This is a genomic window from Nocardia sp. NPDC003482 (assembly GCF_053588115.1).
This window is the reverse complement of sequence record NZ_JBSFPI010000006.1, coordinates 49,601-76,308: the sequence shown is the minus strand read 5'-3', so window position 1 is coordinate 76,308 and position 26,708 is coordinate 49,601. Positions and strand designations below refer to the sequence as shown.

24 protein-coding genes are annotated in these 26,708 nt (G+C 69.2%); 18 read left to right on the top strand and 6 right to left on the bottom strand.

Features of this window, described 5'->3' with window-relative positions:
• Window positions 1-197: 197 nt before the first annotated feature.
• The gene (locus tag ACWDSJ_RS11170) at window positions 198-827 is read right to left on the bottom strand and encodes a TetR/AcrR family transcriptional regulator (RefSeq protein ID WP_387360240.1); all 630 of its coding nucleotides are present in this window, start codon (window positions 825-827) and stop codon (window positions 198-200) included.
• A gap of 146 nt (window positions 828-973) precedes the next feature.
• Here ACWDSJ_RS11170 and ACWDSJ_RS11165 point away from each other — a divergent pair, with 146 nt between their 5' ends.
• Complete coding sequence (locus tag ACWDSJ_RS11165; protein WP_450031158.1) at window positions 974-2,347, top strand: ABC1 kinase family protein; 1,374 nt, start codon at window positions 974-976, stop codon at window positions 2,345-2,347.
• Here ACWDSJ_RS11165 and ACWDSJ_RS11160 read toward each other — a convergent pair.
• From ACWDSJ_RS11160 to ACWDSJ_RS11145, 4 genes are all read right to left on the bottom strand, one after another.
• Entirely contained in the window at window positions 2,344-2,910 is a 567-nt protein-coding gene (locus tag ACWDSJ_RS11160) for a CGNR zinc finger domain-containing protein (protein WP_450031156.1), read from the bottom strand. The genes ACWDSJ_RS11165 and ACWDSJ_RS11160 overlap by 4 nt on opposite strands.
• Window positions 2,911-4,239 carry an MFS transporter gene (locus ACWDSJ_RS11155; RefSeq protein WP_450031154.1) on the bottom strand — a complete coding sequence of 443 codons (1,329 nt, stop codon included), beginning with the start codon at window positions 4,237-4,239 and terminating at the stop codon, window positions 2,911-2,913.
• A 193-nt stretch (window positions 4,240-4,432) separates the two neighbouring features.
• Window positions 4,433-4,954, bottom strand: coding sequence for a hypothetical protein (locus ACWDSJ_RS11150; RefSeq protein WP_450031571.1), 522 nt, complete (start codon window positions 4,952-4,954; stop codon window positions 4,433-4,435).
• Between the two features lie 71 nt (window positions 4,955-5,025).
• Entirely contained in the window at window positions 5,026-5,895 is an 870-nt protein-coding gene (locus ACWDSJ_RS11145; protein ID WP_387360230.1) for a helix-turn-helix transcriptional regulator, read from the bottom strand.
• A 386-nt stretch (window positions 5,896-6,281) separates the two neighbouring features.
• On the opposite strand from ACWDSJ_RS11145, the gene ACWDSJ_RS11140 reads away from it, so the two are divergent.
• From ACWDSJ_RS11140 to ACWDSJ_RS11100, 9 genes are all read left to right on the top strand, one after another.
• Window positions 6,282-7,223: an SDR family oxidoreductase gene (locus ACWDSJ_RS11140; RefSeq protein WP_450031152.1), complete on the top strand. Its 942-nt coding sequence runs from the start codon at window positions 6,282-6,284 to the stop codon at window positions 7,221-7,223.
• Window positions 7,224-7,434: 211 nt separating this feature from the next.
• Window positions 7,435-8,154 (top strand): GNAT family N-acetyltransferase, encoded by a 720-nt coding sequence (locus tag ACWDSJ_RS11135; RefSeq protein ID WP_450031150.1) that lies wholly within the window; start codon window positions 7,435-7,437, stop codon window positions 8,152-8,154.
• On the top strand, window positions 8,151-8,972 hold the full coding sequence (locus ACWDSJ_RS11130) for an LLM class F420-dependent oxidoreductase (RefSeq protein WP_450031148.1): 822 nt from the start codon (window positions 8,151-8,153) through the stop codon (window positions 8,970-8,972). Before ACWDSJ_RS11135 ends, ACWDSJ_RS11130 begins: the two co-directional genes overlap by 4 nt.
• A 118-nt stretch (window positions 8,973-9,090) precedes the next feature.
• A complete protein-coding gene (locus ACWDSJ_RS11125; RefSeq protein ID WP_450031146.1) occupies window positions 9,091-10,239 on the top strand; it encodes an ABC transporter substrate-binding protein in 1,149 nt (382 codons plus the stop codon).
• A complete protein-coding gene (locus ACWDSJ_RS11120; RefSeq protein WP_450031145.1) occupies window positions 10,236-11,237 on the top strand; it encodes an ABC transporter permease in 1,002 nt (333 codons plus the stop codon). Before ACWDSJ_RS11125 ends, ACWDSJ_RS11120 begins: the two co-directional genes overlap by 4 nt.
• Window positions 11,238-11,406: 169 nt before the next feature.
• The gene (locus ACWDSJ_RS11115; protein WP_450031143.1) at window positions 11,407-12,252 is read left to right on the top strand and encodes an ABC transporter ATP-binding protein; all 846 of its coding nucleotides are present in this window, start codon (window positions 11,407-11,409) and stop codon (window positions 12,250-12,252) included.
• Window positions 12,249-13,616 (top strand): PLP-dependent cysteine synthase family protein, encoded by a 1,368-nt coding sequence (locus ACWDSJ_RS11110; protein WP_450031141.1) that lies wholly within the window; start codon window positions 12,249-12,251, stop codon window positions 13,614-13,616. Before ACWDSJ_RS11115 ends, ACWDSJ_RS11110 begins: the two co-directional genes overlap by 4 nt.
• Window positions 13,613-14,287: a YcnI family protein gene (locus ACWDSJ_RS11105; protein ID WP_450031139.1), complete on the top strand. Its 675-nt coding sequence runs from the start codon at window positions 13,613-13,615 to the stop codon at window positions 14,285-14,287. The genes ACWDSJ_RS11110 and ACWDSJ_RS11105 overlap by 4 nt, the downstream gene beginning before the upstream one ends.
• A complete protein-coding gene (locus ACWDSJ_RS11100; protein ID WP_450031138.1) occupies window positions 14,284-16,164 on the top strand; it encodes a copper resistance CopC/CopD family protein in 1,881 nt (626 codons plus the stop codon). The genes ACWDSJ_RS11105 and ACWDSJ_RS11100 overlap by 4 nt, the downstream gene beginning before the upstream one ends.
• A gap of 182 nt (window positions 16,165-16,346) precedes the next feature.
• On the opposite strand, the gene ACWDSJ_RS11095 is transcribed toward ACWDSJ_RS11100, so the two are convergent.
• On the bottom strand, window positions 16,347-16,562 hold the full coding sequence (locus ACWDSJ_RS11095; RefSeq protein ID WP_450031136.1) for a hypothetical protein: 216 nt from the start codon (window positions 16,560-16,562) through the stop codon (window positions 16,347-16,349).
• A gap of 221 nt (window positions 16,563-16,783) precedes the next feature.
• Between ACWDSJ_RS11095 and ACWDSJ_RS11090 the strand changes: the two genes are divergently transcribed.
• The 8 genes from ACWDSJ_RS11090 to narI all read left to right on the top strand — a co-directional run bounded on the left by ACWDSJ_RS11090 (window position 16,784) and on the right by narI (window position 26,533).
• Entirely contained in the window at window positions 16,784-17,116 is a 333-nt protein-coding gene (locus ACWDSJ_RS11090) for a hypothetical protein (protein WP_387360208.1), read from the top strand.
• Between the two features lie 7 nt (window positions 17,117-17,123).
• Window positions 17,124-17,615 carry a DUF6879 family protein gene (locus tag ACWDSJ_RS11085; RefSeq protein ID WP_387361269.1) on the top strand — a complete coding sequence of 164 codons (492 nt, stop codon included), beginning with the start codon at window positions 17,124-17,126 and terminating at the stop codon, window positions 17,613-17,615.
• Window positions 17,612-18,451, top strand: coding sequence for a helix-turn-helix domain-containing protein (locus tag ACWDSJ_RS11080; RefSeq protein ID WP_450031134.1), 840 nt, complete (start codon window positions 17,612-17,614; stop codon window positions 18,449-18,451). The genes ACWDSJ_RS11085 and ACWDSJ_RS11080 overlap by 4 nt, the downstream gene beginning before the upstream one ends.
• A gap of 177 nt (window positions 18,452-18,628) precedes the next feature.
• Window positions 18,629-19,447 carry a SigB/SigF/SigG family RNA polymerase sigma factor gene (locus ACWDSJ_RS11075; RefSeq protein WP_450031132.1) on the top strand — a complete coding sequence of 273 codons (819 nt, stop codon included), beginning with the start codon at window positions 18,629-18,631 and terminating at the stop codon, window positions 19,445-19,447.
• 247 nt (window positions 19,448-19,694) lie between these two features.
• Entirely contained in the window at window positions 19,695-23,459 is a 3,765-nt protein-coding gene (locus ACWDSJ_RS11070; protein WP_450031130.1) for a nitrate reductase subunit alpha, read from the top strand.
• A gap of 10 nt (window positions 23,460-23,469) precedes the next feature.
• Window positions 23,470-25,122, top strand: coding sequence for a nitrate reductase subunit beta (gene narH, locus ACWDSJ_RS11065; protein WP_450031550.1), 1,653 nt, complete (start codon window positions 23,470-23,472; stop codon window positions 25,120-25,122).
• Window positions 25,119-25,799 (top strand): nitrate reductase molybdenum cofactor assembly chaperone, encoded by a 681-nt coding sequence (gene narJ / locus ACWDSJ_RS11060; protein ID WP_450031128.1) that lies wholly within the window; start codon window positions 25,119-25,121, stop codon window positions 25,797-25,799. Before narH ends, narJ begins: the two co-directional genes overlap by 4 nt.
• Window positions 25,796-26,533, top strand: a complete 738-nt coding sequence (narI, locus tag ACWDSJ_RS11055; protein ID WP_450031126.1) for a respiratory nitrate reductase subunit gamma — start codon at window positions 25,796-25,798, stop codon at window positions 26,531-26,533. Before narJ ends, narI begins: the two co-directional genes overlap by 4 nt.
• Window positions 26,534-26,708: the final 175 nt, after the last annotated feature.

Genomic DNA, 26,708 nt, shown 5'->3' with positions numbered 1-26,708 from the left:
GTGATCTACGACACTCTCGTGTCGATGATCGAACTCTAAGCTGGGCGCGCACTCACTTACTACTCCGTTCGAATACTCCGCTCCGCATTTCGCCGCACCGGCCTCGACCTGCGGATATCGTGTCCGCGACGGCGGATTCGAGGACGGTCGGCGACGACTGTTCGGCACCGGTGCTCACTTTTTGCCGCTACGGCGGCTCAGGCGGTGCGGGAGCCGATCTCGCTCTCGGCCATGGCCGTGATCATGCGCGCGGTCATGTCGATGACCTCCTTGCGCTGTTGCGGGTCGACCTCCAGGGCCGAGGCCCGCAACACCGCCGCGAAACCGGTGTTGATCAGCACGAACGTGATCACGTCGTACTCGTGGTCGTCGCCGGGTCCGAGCAGCTGGATGACCAGCACCTTGACCAGCAGCCGCAGCCGGGGCTCGAATTCGGGAATCCCGCTGCTGTAGAACTGAACTCCCGCGACCAGGGCGCGCACGAGCGCCGCGTTGGCGACCAGTTCGTCGGTGATCACCTCGAGGATGCCGGTGACCACCTCGAGCACCTGCTTCTCCGCCAGCCCGAAAACCCGCTGGGTGAACCGGCGTTCGATGTTCTCGAGCAGGCGTTCGAGCAGCTCCTCGACCATCACGGAGCGATCGGCGAAGTAGCGGTAGACCGTGCCGATGCTCACCCCGGCCTCCGCGGCGATGCGGTTGGTCGAGGTGTTGGCGATCCCGCGCTCCCCGAACAGCCGTGCCGCGGTGTCGAGGATGTGCTCGCGGGTGGCCCGGGCGCGTTCCTGCGCCGGGCGATGACGCTGGCCCACTGTTTTCGGCGGCACCGCACCCCTCCTGCTGGCATCGAAAAATGAACGGCGCTCAGTTTAGCGCCGGATGCGATTTCCGATCCAGATTCGAATTTCACGAACCCACGGGCCGCGATGCGGTGGAATGTGGGCATCGGTTTGTGACACATGGAGGTGTGACAGTGAGCGGTCGGGTGCCGAAGAGTCGAATCGCGCGAGGCGGCCGGATGGGCCGCCTCGCGGCGGGACAGGCGATCCGCGGGGTGGGCACCCGATTGTCGATGATCGGCCGGACCGAGGAGGCGCGCCGCGTGCTCGCTGAACGTTCCACCCTCCAGACCGCGCAGCAATTGGTGACCGTGCTCGGCGGTATGAAGGGCGCGGCGATGAAGTTGGGGCAGATTCTGTCCGTGCTCGATGTCGATCTGCTACCGGAATCGCATCGGGAAATGTTCCGCGACAAGCTCGCCGAGCTGCGCGACCGCGCGCCCACCGTGCCCTTCCCGGAGATGCGGCGGGTCATCGAGGGCGATCTGGGCCCGCTGGCACGGGTTTTCGCCGAGTTCGACGAGACGCCGGTGGCCGCGGCCTCGATCGGTCAGGTGTACCGGGCGCGGCTGCGCGACGGCCGCGCGGTGGCGGTCAAGGTGAAATATCCGGGCGTGGATCGGGCCGTCGAGGCGGATATGCGCAATCTGTCGATGATCAGCCGACTGTGGAAATCGTTGCTGCCCAGCGCCGCCGACAGCGAGGTGCTCGACGAGATCGCGCGCAATATCGGCAGCGAACTCGACTATGTGCGGGAGGCGCGCACGCAGCATCGGGTGGCCTCGCGCTACCGGAATCATCCGTGCATCACCGTACCCGACAGTATCGAGGAATTCTGCGGGCATCACGTCCTGGTGACCGAGTTCCTCGAGGGCCGCTCGTTCGGTGAGATGCAACAACTGCCCGCGCCCGAACGCGATCGGATAGGTGAGCTGATCTACCGGTTTTATGTGAGTTCCCTGTTCGCGGACTTCGAATTCTGTGGTGATCCACACCCGGGCAATATCCTGCTCGCCGACGACGGACGGCTGGGGTTCGTGGATTTCGGCCTCTACAACACGATGGACCCCGAGCACGTCGAACTCGAACGGGCGGCGTTGCGGGCGGCGGGCGAGTACCGGGCCCAGGACATCTACGACGCCTGGGTGGCTCGCGGCATCATCGACCCCGAGGGCGAGGTCACCCCGCAGGAGTGCCTGGACTACGTGTGGGCCGCGGCGGGCTGGCATCTGCTCGACGAGGAGCTGACCATCACCCCCGAACTGGCCACGGGCGCGGTGATCATGGCCGTCGACCCGCGGGCCGAGGAGTTCCGCGGTATGCACCAGCAGCGGCTGCCCGCCGAGCACGTCTTCTCCCGGCGGGTGGATTTGTTCACCTTCGCGGTGCTGGGACAGCTGGAGACGACCAACAATTGGCATCGCATCGCGCGGGAGTGGCTCTACGACGAGGCCCCGACGACGGAACTCGGTGTGCTGGAGGCGGAATGGCGCGCGCGGCGGCGCTAGGCGCGGGCGCGGTGGCGGCGGACCTTGTCGTGGGCGCCGCACAGGTCCATGCTGCACCAGCGGCGGGAGCGGTTCTTGGTGGTGTCGTAGAACAGCCAGCCGCAGGACTCGTCGTGGCCGGGGCAGACGCGGATCCGGTCGAGGTCGCCGGTGCGAAGCAGGTCGACGGCGGAGTCGGCGATCGGGCCGAGGACGGCGGACGGACCGGTTCGGGGCCAGGTGAGACGGGCGCGGGGGCCGGTGACGGTGAGGGTGGCGTGGCGCAGGGTTTCGCTGTGCGCGTACAGGATCGCGGCCACGTCCTCGTCGGGGGGTCGCCGGTCGGCGGCGAGGGCGGCGAAGGTGCGGTGGATGGCCTCGCGGAGGTCGAGGCAGCGGTGCAGGAGGTCGTCGCCTCGGAGAGCGTCGGGACCGTCGACGAGTTCGGCGGCGGCACACCAGCGGACGAGGTCGGGGAGGGTGCCGAGGTATTCGTGGGACGCCTTGTCCGGGCGGGAGCGGCGGGGGCCGACGGTGTTGGCGAAGTCCAGGCACAGTCGGCCGCCGAGGCGCGGGGGTTGCATCTATGTCTCCCTTCGGTTCTCGGCGAGGTCGCCGGTGCGTGGGTACACCATCATGGTGGCGACCGCCGCGACGGCCAGTGATGTGAACACCGGTTCCGGTCCGGCGGCATCGATGATCGGGCCGGACAGCGCCGGGCCCAGCGCGGAACCGAGGGTCATCACGACGACGACCGTACTGAATCCGGCTGTCGGCGAACGGGAGTCGACGCGCTCGCTCCACAGCGGCAGCAGGGTGCCGCCGATCATGAATCCCGCGCCGAACAGGGCGGCCGCGCCGACGTAGGCGAACCAGCCGGGACCGGGGAGGGCGAGCAGCAAGCAGAATGCGGCGACGAGGGCTTGGGCGGTCGCGAAGACCGCGCGCAGGCCCCAGCGGGTGACGAGGGTTCCGGTGAGGACGCCCAGCACACCGGCGGCTCCGATCATGCTCCAGAACAGGGGCGTGGGGCCGAATGTGGTTGGGATGCCGGGGAATTCGCCCACCGCCACGCCCGCGTACGCCCAGTATGCCGCGCCGACCGCGCCGGAGGAGAAGGCGGCGAGCAGCAGGCGGGCGCGGGCGGGGGTCGGCCAGGACACGCGGCCGCGCTGGGCGCGCTCGCGTTCGCGGCGGTACGGGTGGGCGTGTGGTGTTCGATGTCGGCGGGATAGCCGAGCACCTCGTAGCTGGGGAAGGTGTCCGCGCTGTGGGAGTAGCCGTGCGCCTTGGCGCCTCGGCACGCTGGCGGTCGGTCCCGGATGCGGAACCGGCGGCAGGACGAGCCGATTCCACAGCGTGACGGCGAGCGCGACCGCCGCCGCGCCCGCCCATACCAGGCGCCAGCCGGACGGGGCGACGAGCACCACCGCGGGACCGGCGACCAGGACACCGAAGGTGGTTCCGCTGCTGACCATCGAGATCGCTTGCGCACGAGACGATTTCCGGGTGCCCGCGTCGATCGCGTCCGAGTACGGGGCCCACACCCAGCCCGGGGCCGTTCCCGCCAGCGCGACGCCGACCGCGAGCGTTCCCGCCGAGGTCGCGCTCGCCATCAACGCCATTCCGGTCGCGGCGAAGAGGCCGCCGATCACGATCGGCACGCGGGGTGCGACCCGGCCCGACAGGCGGCCCACCACGACGACCACGATCAATTCGGTGAGGTAGCCGATGCTGGCGATGGTTCCGAGAAGCCCTGCGCCGCCGTGGAATTCGCGCCGCAGCTGCGGGAGGAAGAGGCCGTAGCCGTAGCGGCCGTAGCCGTAGGTGACGGCGAGGGTGAGCAGGCCGGGCAGGCCGACGTGCCAGGCGCGTGGGAGTTGTCGGGGGGCAGGGGTTTCGAGCTGGGTCATCCGCAGCACCTCTGGTTACCGGCTAAATGGGTTTCAGTGGTTACATACCCGTGGGGGTGGGTGTCAATCGCGTCGAACAGGGCACCACGCGGGTGACGATCGGCGAACGACCGCGCGGCAGTTCGGTCAGCGTGGAGGTCTCCAGGTCGCCGAGGGTGTCATGGCGATGGTGCGCGGGATCGGCGTCGCGGGATCAGGCGTCGTGCGGACGCCCCGGCAACGGATGTTCCAGGAATCCGTCGGCGAAGAACTGCATGGACCCGCACCCGCCGCAGCGGTAGGCGTGCTGTTTGACGATCTCCTGCCCCCACTCGGCCGGATGCTCCGTGAGGAATCCGGCGACCCCGGTGATGAATCCGAGCACCCCGATGTAGTCCCGCTCCCGCGCACACCACGGGCAGCTCAGGTCCACGGCCTCCCGCCGCCGCCGAATCTCCGCCTCCTGCTCCAGGATTCGCCGCCGAGCCCGCTCGATGTACCGATCGGCATCCCCGACCCACACCCGCTCGGGCTCACTCCACACCCCCTCGTACGCCCCGTCGGTCGCGGTGCGCACGAACGCGAACTCCGCCTCCGACCGCCGCACCACCCGAGACCCCCGCAGCCCACCCTCGACCCGAAACGTGACCTCCGCCCGAGACACCCCCTCCGGCAGCCCCCGAGAAATCCGCACCTTCTTCGGGTCATCCTCAGGCTTGTACTCGATCCCCACCACCCCTCAAAACTTACCGGCCCCCTGTAGGGCACCAACCCCAGCCGCACCCTTTATTCGAATCCGCACCCCCTTCAGGGCCTTACAACGGGTGCGGATCCGAACAAGGGGTGCGGCTGGGGGCCGAGGACGGAGAGGAGGTGGAGCTTTTCATGGCTCTCGGTGCCGGGGACGGCGGTGTAGACGAGCAGCAGATGGGACTGATCGGGGTCGACGAGGGTCTGGCACGTCAGTTCGAGGGCGCCGACGTGCGGGTGAACGTAGCGCTTGACGCCGTTGTAGTGGACGCCGATTTCGTGATCGGACCACAGCGCGCGGAATTCGTCGCTCTCGGCGAGCAGGAGGTTCATGAGGTGGGCGGCCCTCGAGTCGGGGCCGCGCAGGGTGACCCGCGCGCGCAGGCCGGAGACGAAGACGCGGGAGTGCAGCGCGTGGTCGTCGGGGTGGTAGAGGGCGCGGATGTCCGGGTCGGTGAACCAGCGGTAGCCGATGCTGCGGGCCGGACCGGTGAAGCGGGTGGTGTCGCCGGTGAGGGCGACGGCGAGGGGGGTTTGGCGCAGGGTCTCCCCGAGTTCGGTCACGATCTCGGCCGGCGTGTCGGCGAGCCGGTCGAAGATCCGCAGCAGGCCGGGCCCGATATGTTCGCTGGCCGCTCCGCGCGCGGGCGGGTTGTGACCGGCGAGGCGGAACAGGTGGTCGCGTTCGTCGAGCGACAGGTGCAGGCCCTGCGCGATCGAGGCGATCATCTGCTCGGACGGATGCGGTCCCCGTTCGCGCTCGAGGCGGCTGTAGTAGTCCGCGGAGATATGGCACAACGCGGCGACCTCCTCCCGCCGCAGCCCGGCGGTCCGGCGACGTTGCCCACGCGGGAGTCCCACGTCCTCGGGTTGCAGGGACTCGCGGCGGCGACGCAGGAATTCGGCGAGTCCCGCTCGGTCGATCACGGGTGCGTCCTCCTCGGATAGGGAATCGTCTTCAGTCTGCCCGGGGTGCCAAGAGGTTGCCTCGGATTGTGGATCCCCCCTTGCGGGTTTGGGCGCGGCCGCGTCCTCCGCCGCGCCGGACCTCGCCCCGGCGGCCGCGCTTCAACCGGCACGGCATCCTCCGCTACGCCCGACCTCGCCGCGTCGGCCGCGTTCCAACCGCCAAGGCATCCTCCGCTACGCCGGACCACGGCCCGCGTCGGCCGCGTTCCAGCCGGGTGGCATCGAGTTCCCCGGAGATCCCCTTTCACGGTTCTGTGTGCCTGGGATCGAGAGGCCGTGGCTACAGCCAGCGGGCGGGGGCAATCTGGGATTCACATCCATTTCGGGCAAATCAGGAGCAAAGCATGGCACGTACTCGACCGGACATCACCGTTCCCGACCTCTCCGGCAAGCTCGCCGTGGTCACCGGGGGCAGTGACGGGGTGGGGCTGGGGTTGGCGAGGCGGCTCGCGGCGGCCGGGGCGGAGATTGTTCTGCCCGTGCGCAATCCGCGCAAGGGCGCGGCGGCGGTCGCCAAGATTCGGGAGGAGTTCCCGAAAGCCGTTGTGTCGCTGCGGGATCTGGATCTGTCGTCACTGGATTCGGTCGCCGCCCTGGGAGAGACGCTGCGGGCGGAGGAACGACCCATCCACATCCTCGTCAACAACGCGGGCGTGATGACGCCGCCGGAGCGGCAGACCACCGCCGACGGATTCGAACTGCAATTCGGCACCAACCATCTGGGCCATTTCGCGCTCGTCGCCCACCTGCTGCCGCTGCTGCGCGCCGGGCGCGCCCGGGTGACCTCGCAGATCAGCATTGCCGCGAACCAGCACGCGATCAACTGGGACGACCCGAACTGGGAACGCTCCTACGATGGCCGCCGCGCCTACAGCCAGTCCAAGATCGCCCTGGGTCTGTTCGGCCTCGAACTGGACCGCCGCAGCCGCGCCGAGGGCTGGGGAATCACCAGCAACCTCTCCCATCCCGGCGTGGCCCCCACCAACCTCCTCGCCGCCCGCCCCGAACTGGGCCGCGCCCGCGACACCACGGCCCGCCGCGTCATCACGACCCTCTCCCGCCACGGCATCCTCGTCGGCACCACCGAAACCGCCCTCCTCCCCGCCCTGCTCGCCGCCACCTCCCCCGACGCCCGAGGCGCCCGCCTCTACGGCCCCAGCGGCCCCGGCCACCTCGGCGGCGCCCCCGCCGAACAGCCCCTCTACTCCCGCCTCCGCACCGACCCCGACGCCCCCCGCCTCTGGCGCCTCTCCGAATCCCTCACCCACACCCCCTTCCCCAGCTGACCACCCCCAGCCGCACCCCTTGTTCGGATCCGCACCCGTTATAGGGCTCTGCAAGGGGTGCGGATCCGAATAAAGGGTGCGGCTGTGTTGCGTGTGCCTGGGGAGGGGTTTGGTTCGGGGGGAGTTAAAGGGTGGTGGGGGGTGCGGGGTGGGGTTACGGTGCTGCGGGTCAGGGATCGGAGGGAATGTGGGCTCGGGAAGGGTTGGGGGCGTGGAGGTTTCGGGGCATCCGTTGGATGATCCGGTGCGGGGGTCGTTGTGGGGGGAGCATCGGCGGTTCGCGACGTGGGTGGGGCGGTGCGGGCGGTACGACCCGGAGGTCGCGCGGTTCGTGGGGCATCCATCGGTGTTGGACGAGCGGGACTGGGAGGATCTGGCGACGTTGCTCGGGCCGGGGGGTATGACGGGATTGCGGGGGTTCGGGCACGAGGTGCCGCCGGGGTGGGAGGTGGTCGAGCAGTTCGATTCGGTGCAGATGGACGGGAGCGGGCTGCGGGTCGCGGACGATCCGGGGCTGGTGGTGCTCGGGGCCGCGGATGTGCCGGAGATCCTGGCGTTGATCGCGCGCACCGAACCCGGTCCGTTCGCGCCGCGCACCATCGAGATGGGGCGGTATCTGGGCATCCGGGTCAACGGGCGGTTGGTGGCCATGGCGGGTGAGCGGATGCATCCACCGGGGTGGACCGAGATCAGCGCCGTGTGCACCGACGCCGAGTTCCGCGGGCGCGGGTTCGCCTCGCGGCTGGTGCGAGCCGTGGGGGCGGGGATCCGGGCGCGGGGCGAGACGCCGTTCCTGCACGCCACCGCGCGCAACACCACCGCCATCCGGCTCTACGAGCGGCTGGGGTTCACGCTGCGCAAGCGGTCCATGCTCACCCTCGTGCGAGCCCCGGAATACGATGCCGCGCAATCGGGTTCGGCCTTGGTATGAAGATCGGCATCAACACCTTCGTCACCGACGAGAGCATCGCGCCGCGGCGGCTGGGTCGCGCGCTCGAGGAACGCGGCTTCGAATCGCTGTTCCTCGCCGAGCACTCGCACATCCCGGCGAGTCGTCAATCGCCCTACCCCGCCGGGGGTGAACTGCCCCGCGAGTACTACCGCACCCTCGACCCGTTCGTGGTCCTCGCCGCCGTCGCGACCGTGACCGAGCGGCTCGTCCTGGGCACCGGCGTCACCCTGCTCATCCAGCGCGACGTCATCCACACCGCCAAGGAGGTCGCGAGCCTGGACCACCTCTCCGGCGGCCGCGCGGTCTTCGGCGTCGGCGTGGGCTGGAACCGCGAGGAGATGGCCGACCACGGCACCGATCCCCGCACCCGGGGCGCGCTGCTGGACGAGCAACTCGCCGCGATCCGCGCGATCTGGACCGACGACCCGGCCGAATACCACGGCCGCTTCATCGATTTCGACCCGATGCACGCCTGGCCCAAACCCGTACGCAAACCGCACCCGCCCATTTTCATCGGCGGCGGCGAGGCCGCGGCGGCCCGCGCGATCCGCCACGGCGTCGGCTGGATCCCCAACGGCATCGGCGATCCGGCCGCGGTCCCCGCCCAACTCGCCCCGCTGCGCGGCACCGACCTGCCCGTCACGGTCACCCCCGCCCCGCCCGACCCGGCCGTCCTCGACGCGTACGCCGCCGCCGGGGTCGAACGGGTCACCCTGAAACTCCCCACTCTCCCCGAGTCCGAAGCGCTGCGCGTCCTCGACGATCTCGCCGCCCTCGCCGGGAAATACGCGGCCTGACCCGGGAGCTCGAATCGGATCGCGCTGACGAGAAACCTGTTGCGCGGCATACGGTTCTGCGAATCTGACCGCGGCGCGCCCCGAATGCGCGGTCCAGCACAGTGATTCGAGGTTCCGGATGTCCACCACCCCCCAGCCCCCGCACGACGACGACACCGACGCCCCGGCGGTTCCCCCGGCCCCCGAGAGCGCGGAAACCGCCGCGGGCCAAGCCGACCCCGACGAGGAGGCCGACCTCGCCGCCCCGGCCGAGCCCGAACCCGCCGCCGTCTCCCGCCGCACCCTCCTCGCGGGCGCGGGGGTCGCGGCGGCGGTCGTCGTCGGCGGCGGCCTGGCCGCCTGGCTCACCACCCGGCGCACCCCGGGCACCGGAACGGTCAACCGCGCCTTGAAGATCGGATTCGGCGGCGGAATCTGCGAGGCGCCCCTGTACGCCGCGCATCATCAGGGGATCTTCGCGAAGTACGGCCTGAATGTGGAGATCGTCAAGACCGGTGGGGACGAGATCAAGGACGCGGTGGGCGCGGGAAAGCTCGACGCCGCGCCGGGGATCTTCTTCTCCTGGCTCAAGCCGATCGAGCAGGGCATCGATGCCAAACTCGCGGCGGGACTGCACGAGGGGTGCCTGCGGATCGCGGTGCCCAACGACAGTCCGATCACCTCGGTGGCGCAGTTGCGCGGCAAGGCGATCGGTGTCGCCGCGATCGGGGATTCGGCCATGTCGTTCTTCTCCCTGGATCTGCTCGACGCGGGGATCAATCCCGCGCAGGACGTCGATTGGCGCGTCTTCCCCGGCGACCAGCTGGGCGAGGCACTGGCCAAGGGCGAGATCGTCGCCATCGCGGGCAGCGATCCGAACGGCCTGCTGCCGATCCTGAAGGGCAATGCCCGCGAGCTGACCAACAATCAGCGCGGCGCCAACCGCGAGGAGTTCTGCTGCACCACCGCGATCAGCGGGCGGCTGTTGCGGGAGGATCCCGAGACCGCGCGCAAACTGGTCACCGCGTGGGCGGAGGGCAGCCGGTGGGTGGGGGCCAATATCGGCCCGGCGGCGGCGCTCGAGGCGGACAACAAGTATGTGGCCGCGGATCGGTCGATCATCGAATCCACCTTGCGCACCTACGGTTTCGCGCCCTCGGCGGCCCGGCTGAAGGGTGAGCTGGCCCCCGGCATCGCGAAATTCGCCAAGACCGGCTACCTGGACCGCAAGACCGATCCGGACGCGCTCGCCACCAAGGTGTACGCCGATCTGGGCCTGACGTGGTGACCACCACCGCGGCGCCGCCCCGCGCCCCGGCCGCCCCGAACTCCGTCCGGCACTATCCCCCGACGCCCGGTTTCGCCGCGGCCTGGGCGCTGTGGGCGACGACGGCCGCGCTCACCCTCGCACTGCCGGACCGCCTCGACGCCGCCGACCCGACCGTCGTCGGCGCCCTGTTCGCGGCCTGGACCGTGCTGCTCGCGGCCTGGGGCGTCTACGCCTACCGCAGCCGCGCCGCGACATTCGCACTGCGCCACCGCGTTCCGTGGTTCATCGCGCTCGCCGCCTGGATCCTGTTCTGGGAGTTGAGCACCGCGAAATCCGGCTGGCTGAAACCGCCGTATTTCGCCTCGCCGCAACACATGCTGTTGGTCTTCACCCAGGACGCGGGCATCCTCGCGTCCAGCACCTGGCATTCGCTGGTGCTGCTGCTCACCGGTTTCGTCATCGGCGCGGTCGGCGGGCTGGCCATTGGGATCGCGGTCGGCTGGTCCCGGGTGGCGGCGTACTGGGGGCTGCCGGTGCTGCATTCGCTGGGTCCGGTGCCCGCGCCGACGCTGCTGCCGGTGGTGCTGGTGCTGTTCCCCACCACCTACAGCGGCAGCGTGTTCATCGTCGCCTTCGGGGTCCTGTTCCCGGTGGCGGTGCTGACCCGCGCGGGCATCGCCGGGGTCGGTCGCGGCTACTTCGACGTCGCCCAAACCCTCGGCGCCACACCGCGTTTCCTGATCTGGCGGGTCGCGGTCCCCGGCGCCCTGCCGAGCATCTTCACCGGCCTGTTCATGGGCCTGGGCGCCTCCCTGGTCGCCCTGGTCGTGGCCGAACTGCTCGGCGTCAAGAACGGCCTCGGCTGGTACATCCAATGGACCAAGGGCTGGGCCGCCTACCCCCGCATGTACGCCGCGATCGTGATCATGGCCGTAGTCTGCCGCACCCTGATGCTGATCCTGTTCCGCATCCGCAACCGCGTCCTGGCCTGGGAGAAAGATCTGGTGCGATGGTAATCCCGCAACCGCGCCCCGCCCCCGAGGAGTGCTCGGTACGCCGGCCACGCCCCACGCGGGCCGATTCGGACTCAATGCCTCGGCCACTCCCCACACGCGGGCCGATTCGAAACTCGATGCGTCGGCCACTCCACACACGAGGGCCGATTCGGAACAAGGGGCTGGTGCCATGGTGAACATACGAGGCAGTGCGGTGGATATCGAGGGGGTGTCGCATCAGTTCGCGGTGGCCGGGCCGCGGCGGCGGAGTGTGGTCGAGGTGTTGTTGGGCAGGCCCGCGCCGGTGCCGACTCGGGCGCAGGAGTTGGGGCGGTTGCGGGTGCTGACCGACGTGTCGGTGCGGATCGAGGCGGGGGAGTTCGTGGCGTTGCTGGGGCCGTCGGGGTGTGGGAAGTCCACGCTGTTGCGGTTCCTCGCGGGGCTGGATCGGCCGACGCGGGGGTCGGTGCGGGTGGACGGAACTCCGGTGGCGGGGCCGGATCCGCACCGCGCCTTGATGTTTCAGGATCCGACCCTGTTCCCGTGGCGTACCGTCGAGCAGAACGTGGCGCTGGGCCCGCAGGCGCGCGGCACGCTCGCCGCGGACCGGGACGGGATCGCGGAGGCGTTGCGGCTGGTGGGGCTGGACGGGTTCCAGAACTCGTATCCGGCGCAGCTGTCCGGCGGTATGGCCCAGCGGGTGGCGCTGGCGCGGGCGCTGGTGAACCGGCCCCGGCTGTTCCTGCTGGACGAGCCGCTCGGCAAACTCGACGCGCTGACCCGAGCGACCCTCCAGGCCGAGATCGAAAGACTCTGGGGTGAGGACGGTTTCACCGCCGTGCTGGTCACCCACGACGTGGACGAGGCGCTGCGGCTGGCCGACCGGGTGATCGTGCTCAGCCCCCGCCCGGGAAAGGTGCTGCGGGATCTGCGCGTCACCCTGCCCCGCCCGCGATCGCACGACTCCCCCGAATACCCGGAACTGCGCCGCGAGGTGCTCGCGCTGCTGGGCGAGCCGGGACGGGCGGCGGCATGAGCGACAACGTCTTCGACTCGGTGGCCGCGGCCATCGGGAACACCCCCCTGGTCCGGCTCAATCGGATCACCGAGGGCATCGCCGCCACCGTCTACCTGAAGCTGGAATACCTCAATCCCCTTGGCAGCGTGAAGGATCGGGCCGCGCTCGCCATGATCGAGGCGGCCGAGGCGGCGGGCGAGCTGCGGCCCGGCGGCACGGTCGTGGAGGCCACCTCCGGCAATACCGGCATCGCCCTGGCGGCCATCGCGGCCGCGCGCGGCTACCGGAGCGTGGTCGTCGTGCCCGACAAGTCGAGCGCCGAGAAGCTCGCGCTGCTGCGCGCCTACGGCGTGGAGGTGCATGTCACCCCGGGCGGCCGTCCGCGCGAACACCCCGAGTTCGTCCGCAATGTCGCCCAACGGCTGGCCGCCGAGATCCCCGGCGCCTGGTACGCGGGCCAGTACGACAACCCGGCCAACCCCGCCGCGCACCGGCGCACCACCGGACCGGAGATCTGGCGCCAAACCCACGGCCGCGTCACGCATTTCGTGGCCGGGGTCGGCACCGGCGGAACCGTCACGGGCACCGGCGAATACCTCAAGGAGGTCTCCGGCGGCGCGGTCCGCGTGATCGGCGCGGACCCGGAGGCGTCGGTGTACGGCGGCGGCGACGGCCGCGCCTGGTACATCGAATCCATCGGCCACTACCTGCACCCGGACACCGCCGCCGACGAATGGCCGCTGTCGTATCGGCCCGCGGTCGTGGACCGGCTCGAACGCATCCCCGACCACGAATCCCTCACCGTCGTACGGCGACTCGCGCGCGAGGAGGGCCTGCTGGCGGGCGGCTCCACCGGCACCGCGGTCGCCGCGGCCCTGCGGGTGGCCCGGGATCTGTCCGAAAACGACGTGGTGGTGGCGATCGCCCCGGACTCGGGCCGCAACTACCTGTCGAAATACTTCGACGACGACTGGCTGACCCGGCTCGGCTTCGCCCCCGCCCTCACCCCGGCCGAACCGGTCGTGGCGGATCTGGTCACCACCGCCGAGGTCCGCGTGATCGGCTCGGCGACCTCCGCCGCCCGCGCCCGCGAACTCCTCGGCGAGGCCACCGCCCTGCCGGTCACGGTGCAGCGCAACGGATCCGGCTCCCCCGTGGTGGCCGAGATCCTCGGCTCGGTCACCCCCGCCTGCCTCGCCGCCGCGCCCGGCGACGACCCGGTGTCCGCCCACCTCGACCCGCCGCTGCCGGTGATCGGCGCGACCGAGACGATCGCCGCGGCGGCCGCGCGGATCGGCGATCATCGCGGCCCGATCGTGGTCGCGCACGACGGATCGATCTCGGCCCTGCTCGACGCGGCCGCCCTGAAAGGCACTGTATGAGAACACCTCTCGCCGTCACCCTCGGAATCGGCGTGACCGCACTGCTGTGCGCCCCGGCCACCGCCCACGTCACCGCCTCCGCCCCGGACGCGACAGCGGGCGGACACACCGTGGTGAGCCTGCGCGTCCCGACCGAATCCGACAAGGCGGGCACCGTGAGACTCGAGGTGACGATCCCCACCGACCACCCCATCACCGAGGCCCGCACCGAACCGATCCCCGGCTGGGACGCGACCGTGCGGCGGACACCCCTGCCCGCCCCGATCGACGACGGCCACGGCCACCGGATCGGCGACGCCGTCTCGACGGTACTGTTCACCGCGCGCGACGGCGCCGCCATCGGACCCGGACAGTTCGCCGAGTTCCGAATCCTGTTGGGCCCCTTGCCCGATGCCGCCGAGCTCGTCCTGCCCACGATCCAGACCTACAGCGACGGCACCTCGGTCGGCTGGATCGAGCGCAGCGCCGACGGCACCGAACCCGACAAACCCGCGCCCGTCCTGCGGCTGTCCGGCGGCCACGAGCACGCCCACGGCGACACCACGGAAGCCGCTGCCCCGCACTCGGATTCGGCCGCGACCTGGCTGGCGGGAGCGGCCCTGGTCGTCGCGCTCGCGGCCGCGGCGATCGCGGGCGCCCCGGCGATCCGGGCGCGTCTCCGAAAGCCTTGAGCCGCACCGCGTTCCGCGCCGCCGCCACGGTCGCGACGCTGGCGCTGCTGACCCTGTGGGCCGCCGTCGCGGCCGCCACGGCCGGGGCACACGCGATCGCGGTGTCGACCGATCCCGCCTACGGGGCCACGGTCGAGCGCGCCCCCGACCACGTCGCGGTGACCTTCGACGAGACGGTGGCCGCCGCCGAATCGGGCGTACACGTCACCGATCGCGACGGTCGCCGCGTCGACGCGGGCGGCCTGTTCACCGCCGACGGCGGCCACACCGTCGGAGTGCGGCTGCCCGCCGACCCACCGACGGGCACCTACGTGTTCACCTGGGTGGTGCTGTCCGCCGACGGCCACACGGTCACCGGCTCCACCGTCTTCGGCATCGGCACACCCCCGGACCTGCTCGCCGCCGACCCGCCGCGCGATCCGCTCGCCGTCGCCGCCGACGGCGCGGCCCGAATGCTCACGGCCACGGGCTATTTCGGCCTCGCGCTCGCGGTCGGCGTCCCGGCCGTCGCCCGCCTCGTGTCCCGCCGGAATCCGCGCGACCCCCTCGTCGGTCAACATACCCGCACGGGGACACTCGCCCTGGCGCGCGACCCCCTCGTCGGCCAACTGGCCCGCGCGGGCGCGCTCACCCTGGCGATCGCCTCCGCCCTCACCGTCACCCTCGCCCCCGTCCGCCTGGCCGGGGCCGCCGGCTGGACCGACGCCGCCGTCTGGACCCGCTCCCTCCTGTCCCCACCCTCCCTGGCCGCCCTGGCCCGCACGATCACTGCCGCGCTGCTGGCCCTGACCTTCCGCGCTGCCCTGCACGCGGTTTCGGCATCGACCCCGGCATCAGCTTCGGCCCCGGCTCCGACCCCGGCCCCGGCATCGACATCGGCATCGGGTCCGACCTCGGCTCCGACCCCAGCATCGGCCTCAGCTCGGGCCCCTGCATCGACCCCAGCATCGGCATTGGCTCCGACCCCGGCTCCGGCCCCAGCCCCAATTTCGGCTTCGGCTTCGGCTTCGGCTTCGGGCGAGGGCGCGGCTCGCCGTCGTGTACCGCTGCGGCCCAGAGTTGTTGCGGCTGCGGTGTTGTCGGTGGTCCTGCTTGTCTCGACCGCACTCGGCGGCCATGCCGTCGCGGGCGCGGACCGCTGGCTCGCCGTGGCGACGACCACCATCCACCTCGCGGCGATGGCGGTGTGGCTCGGCGGGGTCACCCTCGCCGTCCTCACCCTGCGGCGACCCGGCCGCCTCGAATTCGCCGCCCGCTACGGCAGATTCGCGCTCACAGCGGTAGCCGCGCTCATCCTCACCGGCACATACCAGACATGGCGTGCCACGACCCCTCTCGCCGCCCTGTGGACCACAGGGTGGGGCCGCCTGCTCTTGCTCGAACTCGCGCTCGTCGCGGCGGCCCTCGTCGCCGCCTGGCTCGCCCGCGAATTCGTCCGCCACCACGCGACCGCCCTACGGCTCGAACTCGCCACCCAAACCGCGGTCCTGATCGTGACCGCCGTCCTCGCCGGAACCACCCCGGCCCGCGACGCCTACAACCCGCGCGCCTCCCTCACGGCCGAGGCCGGACCCCTGCACGCCACCGTCGATATCGACGGCACCGGCGTCGGCCCCCAGGAATTCACCCTCCGCTTCACCGACAGCACGGGCACACCCTTCACCCCCGCCGAGGTCACCGGGCGACTCACGAAAGCCGACGGCACGATCCCGATCGATGTCGCCTTCCGCCGCGTCGAACCGGTCGACCTCGGCCCCGACCATTTCGTCTCCCAGCGTGTGCGAGTTCCCGCTCCAGGCGAGTGGCGGCTGCGCGTGACCATCCGTGCCGACCGCACGACCGCCTACACCGTGACGGTGCCCTATCGCGTGTGGTGACACGAAAGTCTTCCCCTGGCCACCTTCGTCTCGATGTCGGGCCGCGCCCTCGGTCCGAGCTTCGGCAGATGTACCGGGCTCACTGCGTTCATCAAGCTTCATCGCCCCTCACCCCCGGCGCGGCCAGAGCAGCACGGCGAAGAACACCACCAGCGGCACCACGAACGCCACCCACACCGGCATCACGCGACCTCCGGACCATCGTCCACCACGTCGAGCCGCCCCACTTCGCCAGGGCCGAAACCCCTTGCGCCACTATGGGACTGCCGGGGGACGTAGAACTCCAAATACACTCCGGTACCCGGCTCGTCACCGGGGGATTCCTGCACTTCGAGCATCCCGCCGGGAAACGAGTAAAGCCTTGTGCCCTGGTGTGTTTCGTCTTCGTCTGCGCTCATCTCAACCCCTGTGGTAGGTCGGTGGAAGGCAGCCCGGGACCGGGCCTCTCCTTCACCAGTCCCGGACGTTGGTTCGAAGCTACGAAACGCCAGCCCCGGCGGTCTACAGACTTGCGGAAACTTGCGACAATCAGTCAAACCCGATACACCTGCGGTAAGAGCCTGGGATCATGACTGCCGTAGGCGCAAGTACGTAGGAGTTCATCGATAGGAGAATTCTCGTGGAGATACGTTTTCTCGGGATGGGTGGATCGGGTAGAACCAACTGCCCCACTCTCTACGTCACCGATCGAGGCACGTACATTGTCCAAGGCTGGGAGACGGGAACCGTCGGGACAGTGGAGATTCCACACATGTTGCTCGGTTTCCTGGAACCGAATACCTACCTTGCGGCAACGTTGCTGGATACCGGGAGGGGCACGTTCACAATCACGGGGAGGCCGGTCACGGACCCGGAAACACTCCAAAAATTGACCTTCGACAAGAACGAAACGGCAATCGAAGTGCCCAGCAAGGAAAGGACATGGTTCGGTGGAGTTCAGGCCAGGCGATGACGCTTGGATGGCCCTGCTTCGGGGTGCTCGCAAATCAGCGTTTCATCTCGAAGTGAAAGACATCTACGCAGTACCGGAAGAGTCCGAACCGCTTCGCCGGTTCCTTGCCGGGGAACCGGACGACGAGTACGACTTGGACGAGTGGACCGACGTCATTCGGTCGCTCACTGCACAGGGTCTCGCAATGAGCCGGATACGTGTCGTCACGGTTCCGCACACGGATTACCAGAGGTGGCTGCTCTCGGTAACCGGGCCGTCCGTGGCAGCCGGGGAAGATATCCGGTATATAGATCGGTCGACGGTAGATCCGTCAGCGGTTCCGAAGGATGATTACTGGCTTTTCGATGACGAGACGGTTGCCTTCAACCTCGTGGATTCGGAAGGCGTGCCGGTAGGTCCGGCGGTGACGACCGACCCCGGAATTGTCGGATACTGCCGCACAGCCAGAGAACGCCTCTGGCCCGCTGCCATCCGATATTCGGAGTACATCCGGAAGTGACGAACTCTGTTCAACAAGCGAGGCAAGCTCTCGGCGCACGACTCCGCGAGATCCGCAAAAACTCGGGGATAACCGCACGAGAGCTTGCCAAGCGAGAGGGCTGGCACGAGTCGAAAGCATCCCGTATCGAGCACGGGCATTCCAACCCATCCCCTGGAGATATCAAGGCTTACTGCAAGCATTGCAGCGCATATGATCAGCTGAATGACCTGCTTGCGACGCTGCACAATATCGATAACGCCTATATGGAATACCGTCGGATGCTGAGTTCCGGTGTCGCCCGCGGGCAACAGCTATATGCAAGGCTCGAAGCTTCCGCCACGCTCATACGGAACTACGATCCGCAGATCATCCCCGGGCTTCTCCAAACCTCGGATTACGCCCGCGCGATACTCCGTGAGGTAATCGACTTCTATGAGCTTCCGGACGATTTGGACCGTGGTGTAATCAAACGCATGGACAGGCAGCGCGTTCTTTATGAGCGCGAACACCGGTTCCATTACATCATCAGCGAGAAATCTCTTTACACGACGGTTGGCGGGCCGGACGTCATGATCGGGCAACTGGATAGATTATATTCCATCATCGGGATGCCTCGGTTGACGTTCGGAATAGTTCCGATGTCTGCGCACGCCAAAGTCGTCGTCGAAAACTTTGTGATGTTCGATGACAAGTTGGTGAGAGTGGAAGGGCACACAGCCGAGTTGGCGATTACTCAGCCGAGAGAAATCGCGCTGTACGGCCGGGCCTTCGATGTCCTCGCCGGTCAGTCCGTGACCGGAGATGCCGCCCGAACACTCATCCGCCGAGCTTTGCAAGCCAGGGCCGCGACCTGAGCCCCCCCCCCCGAAGGCTGACACACATTCTGTCCGAGCGGAGATAACCACGTTCGGTGACTTCCGCCCCTGACCCAAGTCCCCCCACCCGACGACCTTCGTCCCGATGTCGAGCCGCCCCCCACTCGCAAGACTGGACGTGCGATCAACAGAACTCGGCCCCCGGAAGGACACGTCGTGACAGCAGCCACCCCGACCACCGCGCACCCGGCCGACGCCTACGAGAACCTCGAACCGTGGTTCGACAAGCTGGCCGCGCTCGACCCCGCCGATCCCGAACGCCCGATCCTGCGCGAGCACATCATCGAGACCGCGCTCCCGCTGGCCGACCATATCGCGCAACGGTATTCGGGTCGCGGCGAACAGGTCGACGATCTGCGGCAGGTCGCGCGGATCGGGCTGGTGCTCGCCGTCGACCGGTTCGAGGTCGGGCGCGGCACGAGCTTCCTGTCCTTCGCGGTGCCCACGATCATGGGCGAGGTGCGGCGGCACTTCCGCGACCACGTGTGGGCCGTGCGGGTGCCGCGCCCGGTGAAGGAGGCGCAGACCCGCTTGGCCGCGGCCATCGAACGGCTCATGCAGCGGCTCGAGCGACAGCCCACCCCGCGCGAGATCGCCGCCGAACTCGCCCTCGACGTGGACACCACCGTGCTCGCGCTGATGGCCAACAACGCCTTTCGCACCGACTCCATCGACCAGCTTCCCCTCGACGACGACGAGCGCGGCTCGACCCTGAGCGACCGGCTCGGCCGCGAGGAGGGTTGCTACCGGCTCATCGAACGCTCCTCGGTGGCCCGCCCGCTCATCGCCCGGCTGCCCGCCGCGGACCGGGAACTGCTGTGCTGGCGCTACTTCGAGTCGCTGTCGCAGAGCCAGATCGCCGAGCGACTGGGCTGCTCGCAGATGCAGGTCTCGCGACTGCTGACCCGCGTCCTCGAGCGGCTGCGCGAACAGGCCGATCTCACCCCCGCCGGACTGCCGAAAGCTGCCAGCTGAAAGTAAACATTTGTAAAGTGCCGGAGAACCACCCGTTTCGGAAGGTTCACCGGCGCCCCGGCACCCCGCTCCCCGAGCGGGGCTTTCCGGCGTCGGCGCAGGTCGAATCGGCACCGCGCGTCCCGCACAGCCCGACTGTGGTGAACGTGAGGTTTCTCCGCCCTCACAGCTCACCCCCGCGCCGGGAGCGTTGTGAGAGAGGGGTTTTGCGCTGCTCGGGGGCGTCCTTACTGTCGAGACCGACAGCATGGTGGCACTCTCGTCTGGGGGCGTTGTGGTTAGTTCTCCATCCCGTGGTTCGGCGCCCTCCGATCCCTCCGCCGGGGACGCGTTGCTGCGTCTGGGCCGCTACTTCGCGCGCGGCGAGGTGTCGGAGGATCTGCGCACGGTGCACCGGGTCGGCGGCCGCTCGGCCGACGACTTCTATCGCGAACGCTGGGCGCACGACAAGGTGGTGCGCTCGACCCACGGCGTCAACTGCACCGGCTCGTGTTCGTGGAAGATCTACGTCTCCGACGGCGTGATCACCTGGGAGTCGCAGCAGACCGACTATCCGTCGGTGGGCGCGGACAAGCCCGAGTACGAACCGCGCGGCTGCCCGCGCGGGGCGTCGTTCTCCTGGTACACGTATTCGCCCGCGCGCGTTCGTTATCCGTACGTGCGCGGCGTCCTGCTCGAGCTGTACCGCGAGGCCAAGGCGCGGCTGAAGGATCCGGTGCTGGCGTGGGAGTCGATCGTCGAGGACCCCGAACTCGCCGCCCGCTACAAATCCGCCCGCGGCAAGGGCGGTTTCGTGCGCGCGGAGTGGTGGGAGGCCGCCGAGATCGCCGCCGCCGCGCACGTGCACACCATCAAGCGCTACGGCCCGGACCGGATCGCGGGCTTCTCCCCCATCCCGGCCATGTCGATGGTCTCGCACGCGGTCGGCGCGCGGTTCATCTCGCTGCTCGGCGGGTCGATGCTGTCGTTCTACGACTGGTACGCCGATCTGCCGGTGGCCTCGCCGCAGGTGTTCGGCGATCAGACCGACGTGCCGGAGTCCGCGGACTGGTTCGACGCGGGCTATCTGATCATGTGGGGCTCCAACGTTCCCGTCACCCGCACGCCCGACGCGCACTATATGACCGAGGCCCGTTATCGCGGCCAGAAGGTCGTGGCGGTCTCCCCCGACTACGCCGACAACACCAAATTCGCCGACGAGTGGGTGGCCGCGCGGCCCGGCACCGACGCCGCGCTGGCCATGGCCATGGGCCACGTGATCCTGCGCGAGTTCTTCGTCGAGCGCGACACCCCCCGCTTCACCGACTACGTCAAGCGCTACACCGATCTGCCGTTCCTGGTCGAACTCGACGAGCGCCCGGGCGGTTTCGACGCCGACGGCGAGTACGTCGCGCACACCTACGTTCCCGGCAAGTTCCTCACCGCCGCCGACCTCGGCCACGAGGGCGAGGGCGTGGAGTTCCAGCCCGTGCTGCTGGACTCGTCGGGAAATCCCGTGGCGCCCAACGGTTCCCTCGGCCACCGCTTCACCGAGTCCGGGGCGGGCCGCTGGAATCTCGAACTCGGGGACACCGATCCTCTGCTGAGCCTGCACGGTCGCGCCGACGACGCCGCGCCCGTGCAGTTCCCCCGCTTCGACGGGCCGGAGGCGGGCGTGCTCACCCGCGGCGTGCCGACCACCGTCATCGCGGGCAAGCGGGTGACCACCGTCTTCGACCTGCTGCTCGCCCAGTACGGCGTGTCGCGGCCCGGCCTGCCCGGCAACTGGCCCACCGGCTACGACGACCCCACCGAGCCCTACACCCCGGCCTGGCAGCAGGAGATCACCGGCGTGCCCGCCGCGCAGGCCGAACGCGTCGGCCGCGAATTCGCCGACAACGCCGAACGCACCGGCGGCCGATCGATGATCCTCATGGGCGCGGGCACCAACCACTGGTTCCACTCCGACCAGATCTATCGCGCGTTCTTCACCCTCACCCTGCTCACCGGCAGCCAGGGCGTCAACGGCGGCGGCTGGGCGCACTACGTCGGCCAGGAGAAGTGCCGCCCCGTGACCGGTTGGTCCACACTGGCTTTCGGCCTGGACTGGCAGCGGCCGCCGCGGCAGATGCAGGGCACGGTGTTCTGGTACCTGGCCAACGACCAGTGGCGCTACGATCCGTTCACCTCCGAGGCGTTCGCCTCGCCGCTGGGCGCGGGCGCGTTCGCGGGCCGCACCGCCGCCGACAATATCGCCCTGGCCACCCGGCTGGGCTGGATGCCGTCGTATCCGACCTTCGACCGCAACCCCCTCGATCTCGCCGACGAGGCCGAGGCCGCCGGGCGGACCGCCGCCGAACACGTTGTGGCGCAACTGAAATCGGGTGATCTCCGATTCGCCTGCGAGGATCCCGACGCCCCGGAGAACTTCCCCCGCGTGCTGACGGTCTGGCGGGCGAATCTGCTCGGCTCCTCCGGCAAGGGCAACGAGTACTTCCATCGGCACCTGCTCGGCGCGGATTCGAACCTGCAAACCGGGGAGGCCACCGGGGTGCGCCCGCAGGAACTGGAATGGCGGGAGACCGCGGCCACCGGCAAGCTGGATCTGCTGCTGTCGCTGGACTTCCGGATGACCAGCACCACCCTGTTCTCCGATATCGTGCTGCCCGCCGCGACCTGGTACGAGAAGTACGACCTGTCCTCCACCGACATGCACCCGTTCGTGCACGCCTTCACCCCCGCGATCTCCCCGCCGTGGGAGGCTCGCACCGACTTCGAGGCGTTCCACCGCATCGCGCGCGGCTTCTCCTGGCTCGCGGAGAAACATCTGGGCAAGCGCTCCGACATCGTCGCGGTGCCGTTGCAGCACGACAGCCCCGACGCCCTCGCCCAGGCGGGCGGGCGCGTGCGGGACTGGAAGAAGGGCGAATGCGAGCCGATCCCCGGCAGGACCATGCCGAAACTGGTTGTGGTCGAACGCGATTACCCGCACATCGCGGAGAAGATGGCCGCGCTCGGCCCGCTCGTGGAGACCCTCGGCCTGACCACCAAGGGCGTCACCACGCTGCCCGACGCGGAGGTCGAGTACCTGAAGGGCGTCAACGGCGCGATCGTCTCCGGCGTCGCGCGCGGCCGCCCGTCGCTGGCCAAGGACACCCACGCCGCCGAGGCCATCCTCGCGCTGTCGGGCACCACCAACGGCCGCCTCGCGGTGGCGGGCTTCCACGCGCTCGAGCGGCGCACCGGGACCGAGCTCGCGGATCTGGCCGCGGAACACGAGGGTAAGCGAATCACCTTCGCCGACACCCAGGCCCGGCCCGTCCCCGTCATCACCTCACCCGAGTGGTCGGGCAGTGAGACCGGCGGGCGGCGCTACTCCCCGTTCACCATCAATGTCGAGCGCGCCAAGCCCTGGCACACCCTCACCGGCCGCCAGCACTTCTACCTCGACCACGACTGGATGATCGAACTCGGCGAGCAGCTGCCGGTGTACCGGCCGCCTCTGGACATGTCGGCGCTGTTCGCCGAGCCCGGCATCGGCGCGGTCGGCGCGAACGGGGTGACGGTGCGCTATCTGACCCCGCACTCCAAGTGGTCCATCCACTCCGCCTACCAGGACAACCTGCACATGCTCACGCTCTCGCGCGGCGGGCAGGCGATCTGGATGTCGGAGGTCGACGCCGCCAAGATCGGTGTGCGCGACAACGATTGGATCGAGGCGGTCAACCGCAACGGCATCGTGGTCGCGCGGGCCATCGTCTCGCACCGGATGCCCGAGGGCACGGTGTTCATGTACCACGCCCAGGACCGCGCGGTGAACGTGCCGCGCATCGAGGGCACCCCGGAGACCAACGGCGCCAAGGGCAAACGCGGCGGCATCCACAACGCGCTCACCCGCATCATGATCAAACCGTCGCACCTGGTCGGCGGCTACGCCCAGCAGTCGTTCGCCCTGAACTATCACGGCCCCACCGGAAATCAGCGCGACGAGGTCACCACGATCCGTAAGCGCTCGCAGGAAGTGGAGTACTGACATGCGTGTCATGGCGCAGCTTGCCATGGTGATGAACCTGGACAAGTGCATCGGCTGCCACACCTGCAGCGTCACCTGCAAACAGGCGTGGACCAACCGCTCGGGCACCGAGTACGTGTGGTTCAACAATGTGGAAACCCGCCCGGGACAAGGGTATCCGCGCCGCTACGAGGATCAGGAGAAGTGGAAGGGCGGCTGGACGCTGGACCGCCGCGGCCGCCTCACGCTGAAGTCCGGTTCCCGGATGAAGCGGCTGCTCAACCTCTTCGCCAATCCCGATCTGCCCACGATCGGCGACTACTACGACCCGTGGAGCTACGACTACGACACGCTGCTGTCGGCCCCGCGGATGGACACCACCCCGGTGGCGCGGCCCAAATCGCTGATCACCGGGGAGGACACCCAGGTCACCTGGGGCGCGAACTGGGACGACTCGCTGGGCTCGGGCCCGGAGCAGGTCGGCCGGGATCCGTTGCTGGCCAAGCTGTCCGACCAGGTGAAGCTCGAGTTCGAGCAGACGTTCATGTTCTACCTGCCGCGCATCTGCGAGCACTGCCTCAACCCGTCGTGCGCGGCGTCGTGTCCGTCGGGGGCGATCTACAAGCGGTCCGAGGACGGCATCGTGCTCGTCGACCAGGACGCCTGCCGCGGCTGGCGGCAGTGCGTCACCGGCTGCCCGTACAAGAAGATCTACTTCAACCACAAGACGGGCAAGGCCGAGAAGTGCACCTTCTGCTACCCGCGGGTGGAGGTCGGCATCCCGACGGTGTGCTCGGAGACCTGCGTGGGGCGGCTGCGCTACATCGGGGTCATGCTCTACGACGCCGACAAGGTGCTCGAGGCGGCGTCGGTCACCGACGACACCGAGCTGTACCCGGCGCAGTTGGGGGTGTTCCTCAACCCGCACGATCCGCGCGTGATCGCCGAGGCCGAGCGGTCCGGCATCTCCCCGGAATGGATTGCCGCCGCGCAGGATTCGCCGGTCTACAAGCTCATCGTCGACTACCAGATCGCGCTGCCGCTGCATCCGGAGTACCGGACCATGCCGATGGTGTGGTACGTGCCCCCGCTGTCGCCGATGGTGGACGTGCTGTCGCAGACCGGGCACGACGGCGAGAACGCGAACAACCTGTTCGGGGCGATCGACGCGCTGCGCATCCCGGTGGAGTACCTCGCCGAACTGTTCACCGCCGGTGATCCCGGCCCGGTGCGCGCCGCGCTGCAACGGCTGGCCGGGATGCGCTCGTTCATGCGCTCGATCAACCTCGGCCAGGAACCGGACCTGACCATCCCGGAGTCGGTGCGGCTCGAGCCCGAGGAGATCGAGGCCATGTACCGGCTGCTCGCCATCGCCAAGTACGAGCACCGGTACGTGATCCCCACCGGCGCGACATCCCGTGCGCACGAACTGGATTCGCTCGCGACCGGGTGCAGCCTCGACGTGGACGGCGGGCCGGGGATGACCGCCTTCGACGTCATGGCCGAGAAGTTCCACCTCACCGACACCAATCGGGCCGCGCCGCAGGAGAAGTCGAGCCGGATCAACCTGCTGGACTGGGACGGCAAGCGCACCGACGGGCTCATGCCGAGCGGGGAGACGAACGGAAACGGCCACGCGCCCGCCGACGCCCCGGCGGCCGTTCCCGGTGGAGCGCCGCGATGAACCTGCTGAAACCGCGCCGCCGCCCTGAACCGGTGGTGCCCATGCCCGACCGCGAGCGGCGACTGGTCTGGCGCATCGCCGCGCTGCTGCTGGACTACCCGGGCGCGAAGACCCTCGGCCTGCTCGACGAATTGTCCGGCGCGACAGCGGAATTGCCCGAGCCGGTGCGCCGGGAACTGGAACCGGTGCTGACCTGGCTGCGCGACACCACCCCGATCGCGGCGGCCCAGCACTACGTCGAGACCTTCGACATGCGCCGCCGCGCCAGTCTGCACCTGACCTTCTACGCCTACGGCGACACCCGCAAACGCGGGATGGCGCTGTTGCGGTTCAAACAGACCTACCGGCAGGCCGGGGTCGAACTCGGCGATCACGAACTGCCCGACCATCTGGCGGTGCTGCTGGAGTTCGCCGCGACCGTCGATCCGATCGGCGGGGAACGGCTGCTCGGCGAGCACGTACCGGTGCTGGAGCTGCTGCGATTGTCGTTGTCCGACAGCGGTTCCCCGTACGCTGGGATCCTCGCGGCGGTGACCGCGACGCTGCCGCCGATCACCACCGCGGATCGCCGCCGCATCGCCGAACTGGCCGCACAGGGCCCACCCGAGGAAGAGGTGGGCCTCGAGCCCTTCGCGATGGACCCGCTCACCCTCACCGGATCGGAATCCCGCCGATGACCACCACCCTGTGGACGACCCTGCCCTACATCGCGTTCACCTCGTTCGTGGTGGGCCATCTGTGGCGCTACCGCAACGACCAGTTCGGCTGGACCACCCGCTCCTCGCAGATCCACGAATCGCGGCTGCTGCGGCTGGGCAGTCCACTGTTCCACTTCGGCATGCTCGGCGTGATCGGCGGGCACGTGCTCGGCGTGCTGATCCCCGAGTCGTGGACCGCGGCGGTCGGGATCTCGGAGCGGTCCTACCACGTGCTCGCGGTCTCCGCGGGGTCGGTCGCGGGCGCGGCGGTGCTCGCCGGAATCGGCATCCTGCTGTACCGGCGCTGGACGGTTCCGGCCGTGCGCCAGGCGACCACCACCAACGACAAGGTGATGTACGCGCTGCTGGCGGGCGCGCTGCTGACCGGCGTGCTCAATACCGTCGGCAGCAATCTGCTGTGGGGGCGGCACAACTACCGCGAGACCGTATCCCCGTGGTTCCGAAGCCTTTTCACCGCGCACCCCGAGCCGGACCTGATGGTGGGCACGCCGTGGACGTTCCAGGCGCACGCGCTGATCGTGCTCGCCCTCATCGCCTTCTGGCCCTATACGCGGCTGGTGCACATGTTCAGCGCGCCGGTGGGGTATCTGGTGCGGCCGTACGTCGTGTATCGGAGCAAGGAGCTCGCCGCGCCGGACAAGCGGCGGTACGCGCGGGCGTGGGATTCGCCCGCGACTCCTCCATCGCGGTGAATTCGGGGCGTGGATTTCAGCTCACCGAAATTGCAGTTCACCTTTTATCACTAGAAGGCCGGTCGGTATCGACCGGCCTTTTCCTTTCATCCGGTATCTAATCGCCGCAAAGCTTTTCAATACGGAAGTGACCGGGTATTCTCGGCTGTGAACGGTTCAGCGAAAGTGCCGTCGA

What these genes read in the sequence shown, in the direction of transcription:
- ACWDSJ_RS11160 (WP_450031156.1), bottom strand. Translation starts at nt 2,910, where the DNA reads ATGCAACCCCCGCGCCTCGGCGGCCGACTGTGCCTGGACTTCGCCAAC.
- ACWDSJ_RS11155 (WP_450031154.1), bottom strand. Translation starts at nt 4,239, where the DNA reads ATGACCCAGCTCGAAACCCCTGCCCCCCGACAACTCCCACGCGCCTGG.
- ACWDSJ_RS11140 (WP_450031152.1), top strand. Translation starts at nt 6,282, where the DNA reads ATGGCACGTACTCGACCGGACATCACCGTTCCCGACCTCTCCGGCAAG.
- ACWDSJ_RS11130 (WP_450031148.1), top strand. Translation starts at nt 8,151, where the DNA reads ATGAAGATCGGCATCAACACCTTCGTCACCGACGAGAGCATCGCGCCG.
- ACWDSJ_RS11125 (WP_450031146.1), top strand. Translation starts at nt 9,091, where the DNA reads ATGTCCACCACCCCCCAGCCCCCGCACGACGACGACACCGACGCCCCG.
- ACWDSJ_RS11115 (WP_450031143.1), top strand. Translation starts at nt 11,407, where the DNA reads ATGGTGAACATACGAGGCAGTGCGGTGGATATCGAGGGGGTGTCGCAT.
- ACWDSJ_RS11110 (WP_450031141.1), top strand. Translation starts at nt 12,249, where the DNA reads ATGAGCGACAACGTCTTCGACTCGGTGGCCGCGGCCATCGGGAACACC.
- ACWDSJ_RS11105 (WP_450031139.1), top strand. Translation starts at nt 13,613, where the DNA reads ATGAGAACACCTCTCGCCGTCACCCTCGGAATCGGCGTGACCGCACTG.
- ACWDSJ_RS11095 (WP_450031136.1), bottom strand. Translation starts at nt 16,562, where the DNA reads ATGAGCGCAGACGAAGACGAAACACACCAGGGCACAAGGCTTTACTCG.
- ACWDSJ_RS11085 (WP_387361269.1), top strand. Translation starts at nt 17,124, where the DNA reads ATGGCCCTGCTTCGGGGTGCTCGCAAATCAGCGTTTCATCTCGAAGTG.
- ACWDSJ_RS11070 (WP_450031130.1), top strand. Translation starts at nt 19,695, where the DNA reads ATGGTGGCACTCTCGTCTGGGGGCGTTGTGGTTAGTTCTCCATCCCGT.
- narH (WP_450031550.1), top strand. Translation starts at nt 23,470, where the DNA reads ATGGCGCAGCTTGCCATGGTGATGAACCTGGACAAGTGCATCGGCTGC.
- narJ (WP_450031128.1), top strand. Translation starts at nt 25,119, where the DNA reads ATGAACCTGCTGAAACCGCGCCGCCGCCCTGAACCGGTGGTGCCCATG.
- narI (WP_450031126.1), top strand. Translation starts at nt 25,796, where the DNA reads ATGACCACCACCCTGTGGACGACCCTGCCCTACATCGCGTTCACCTCG.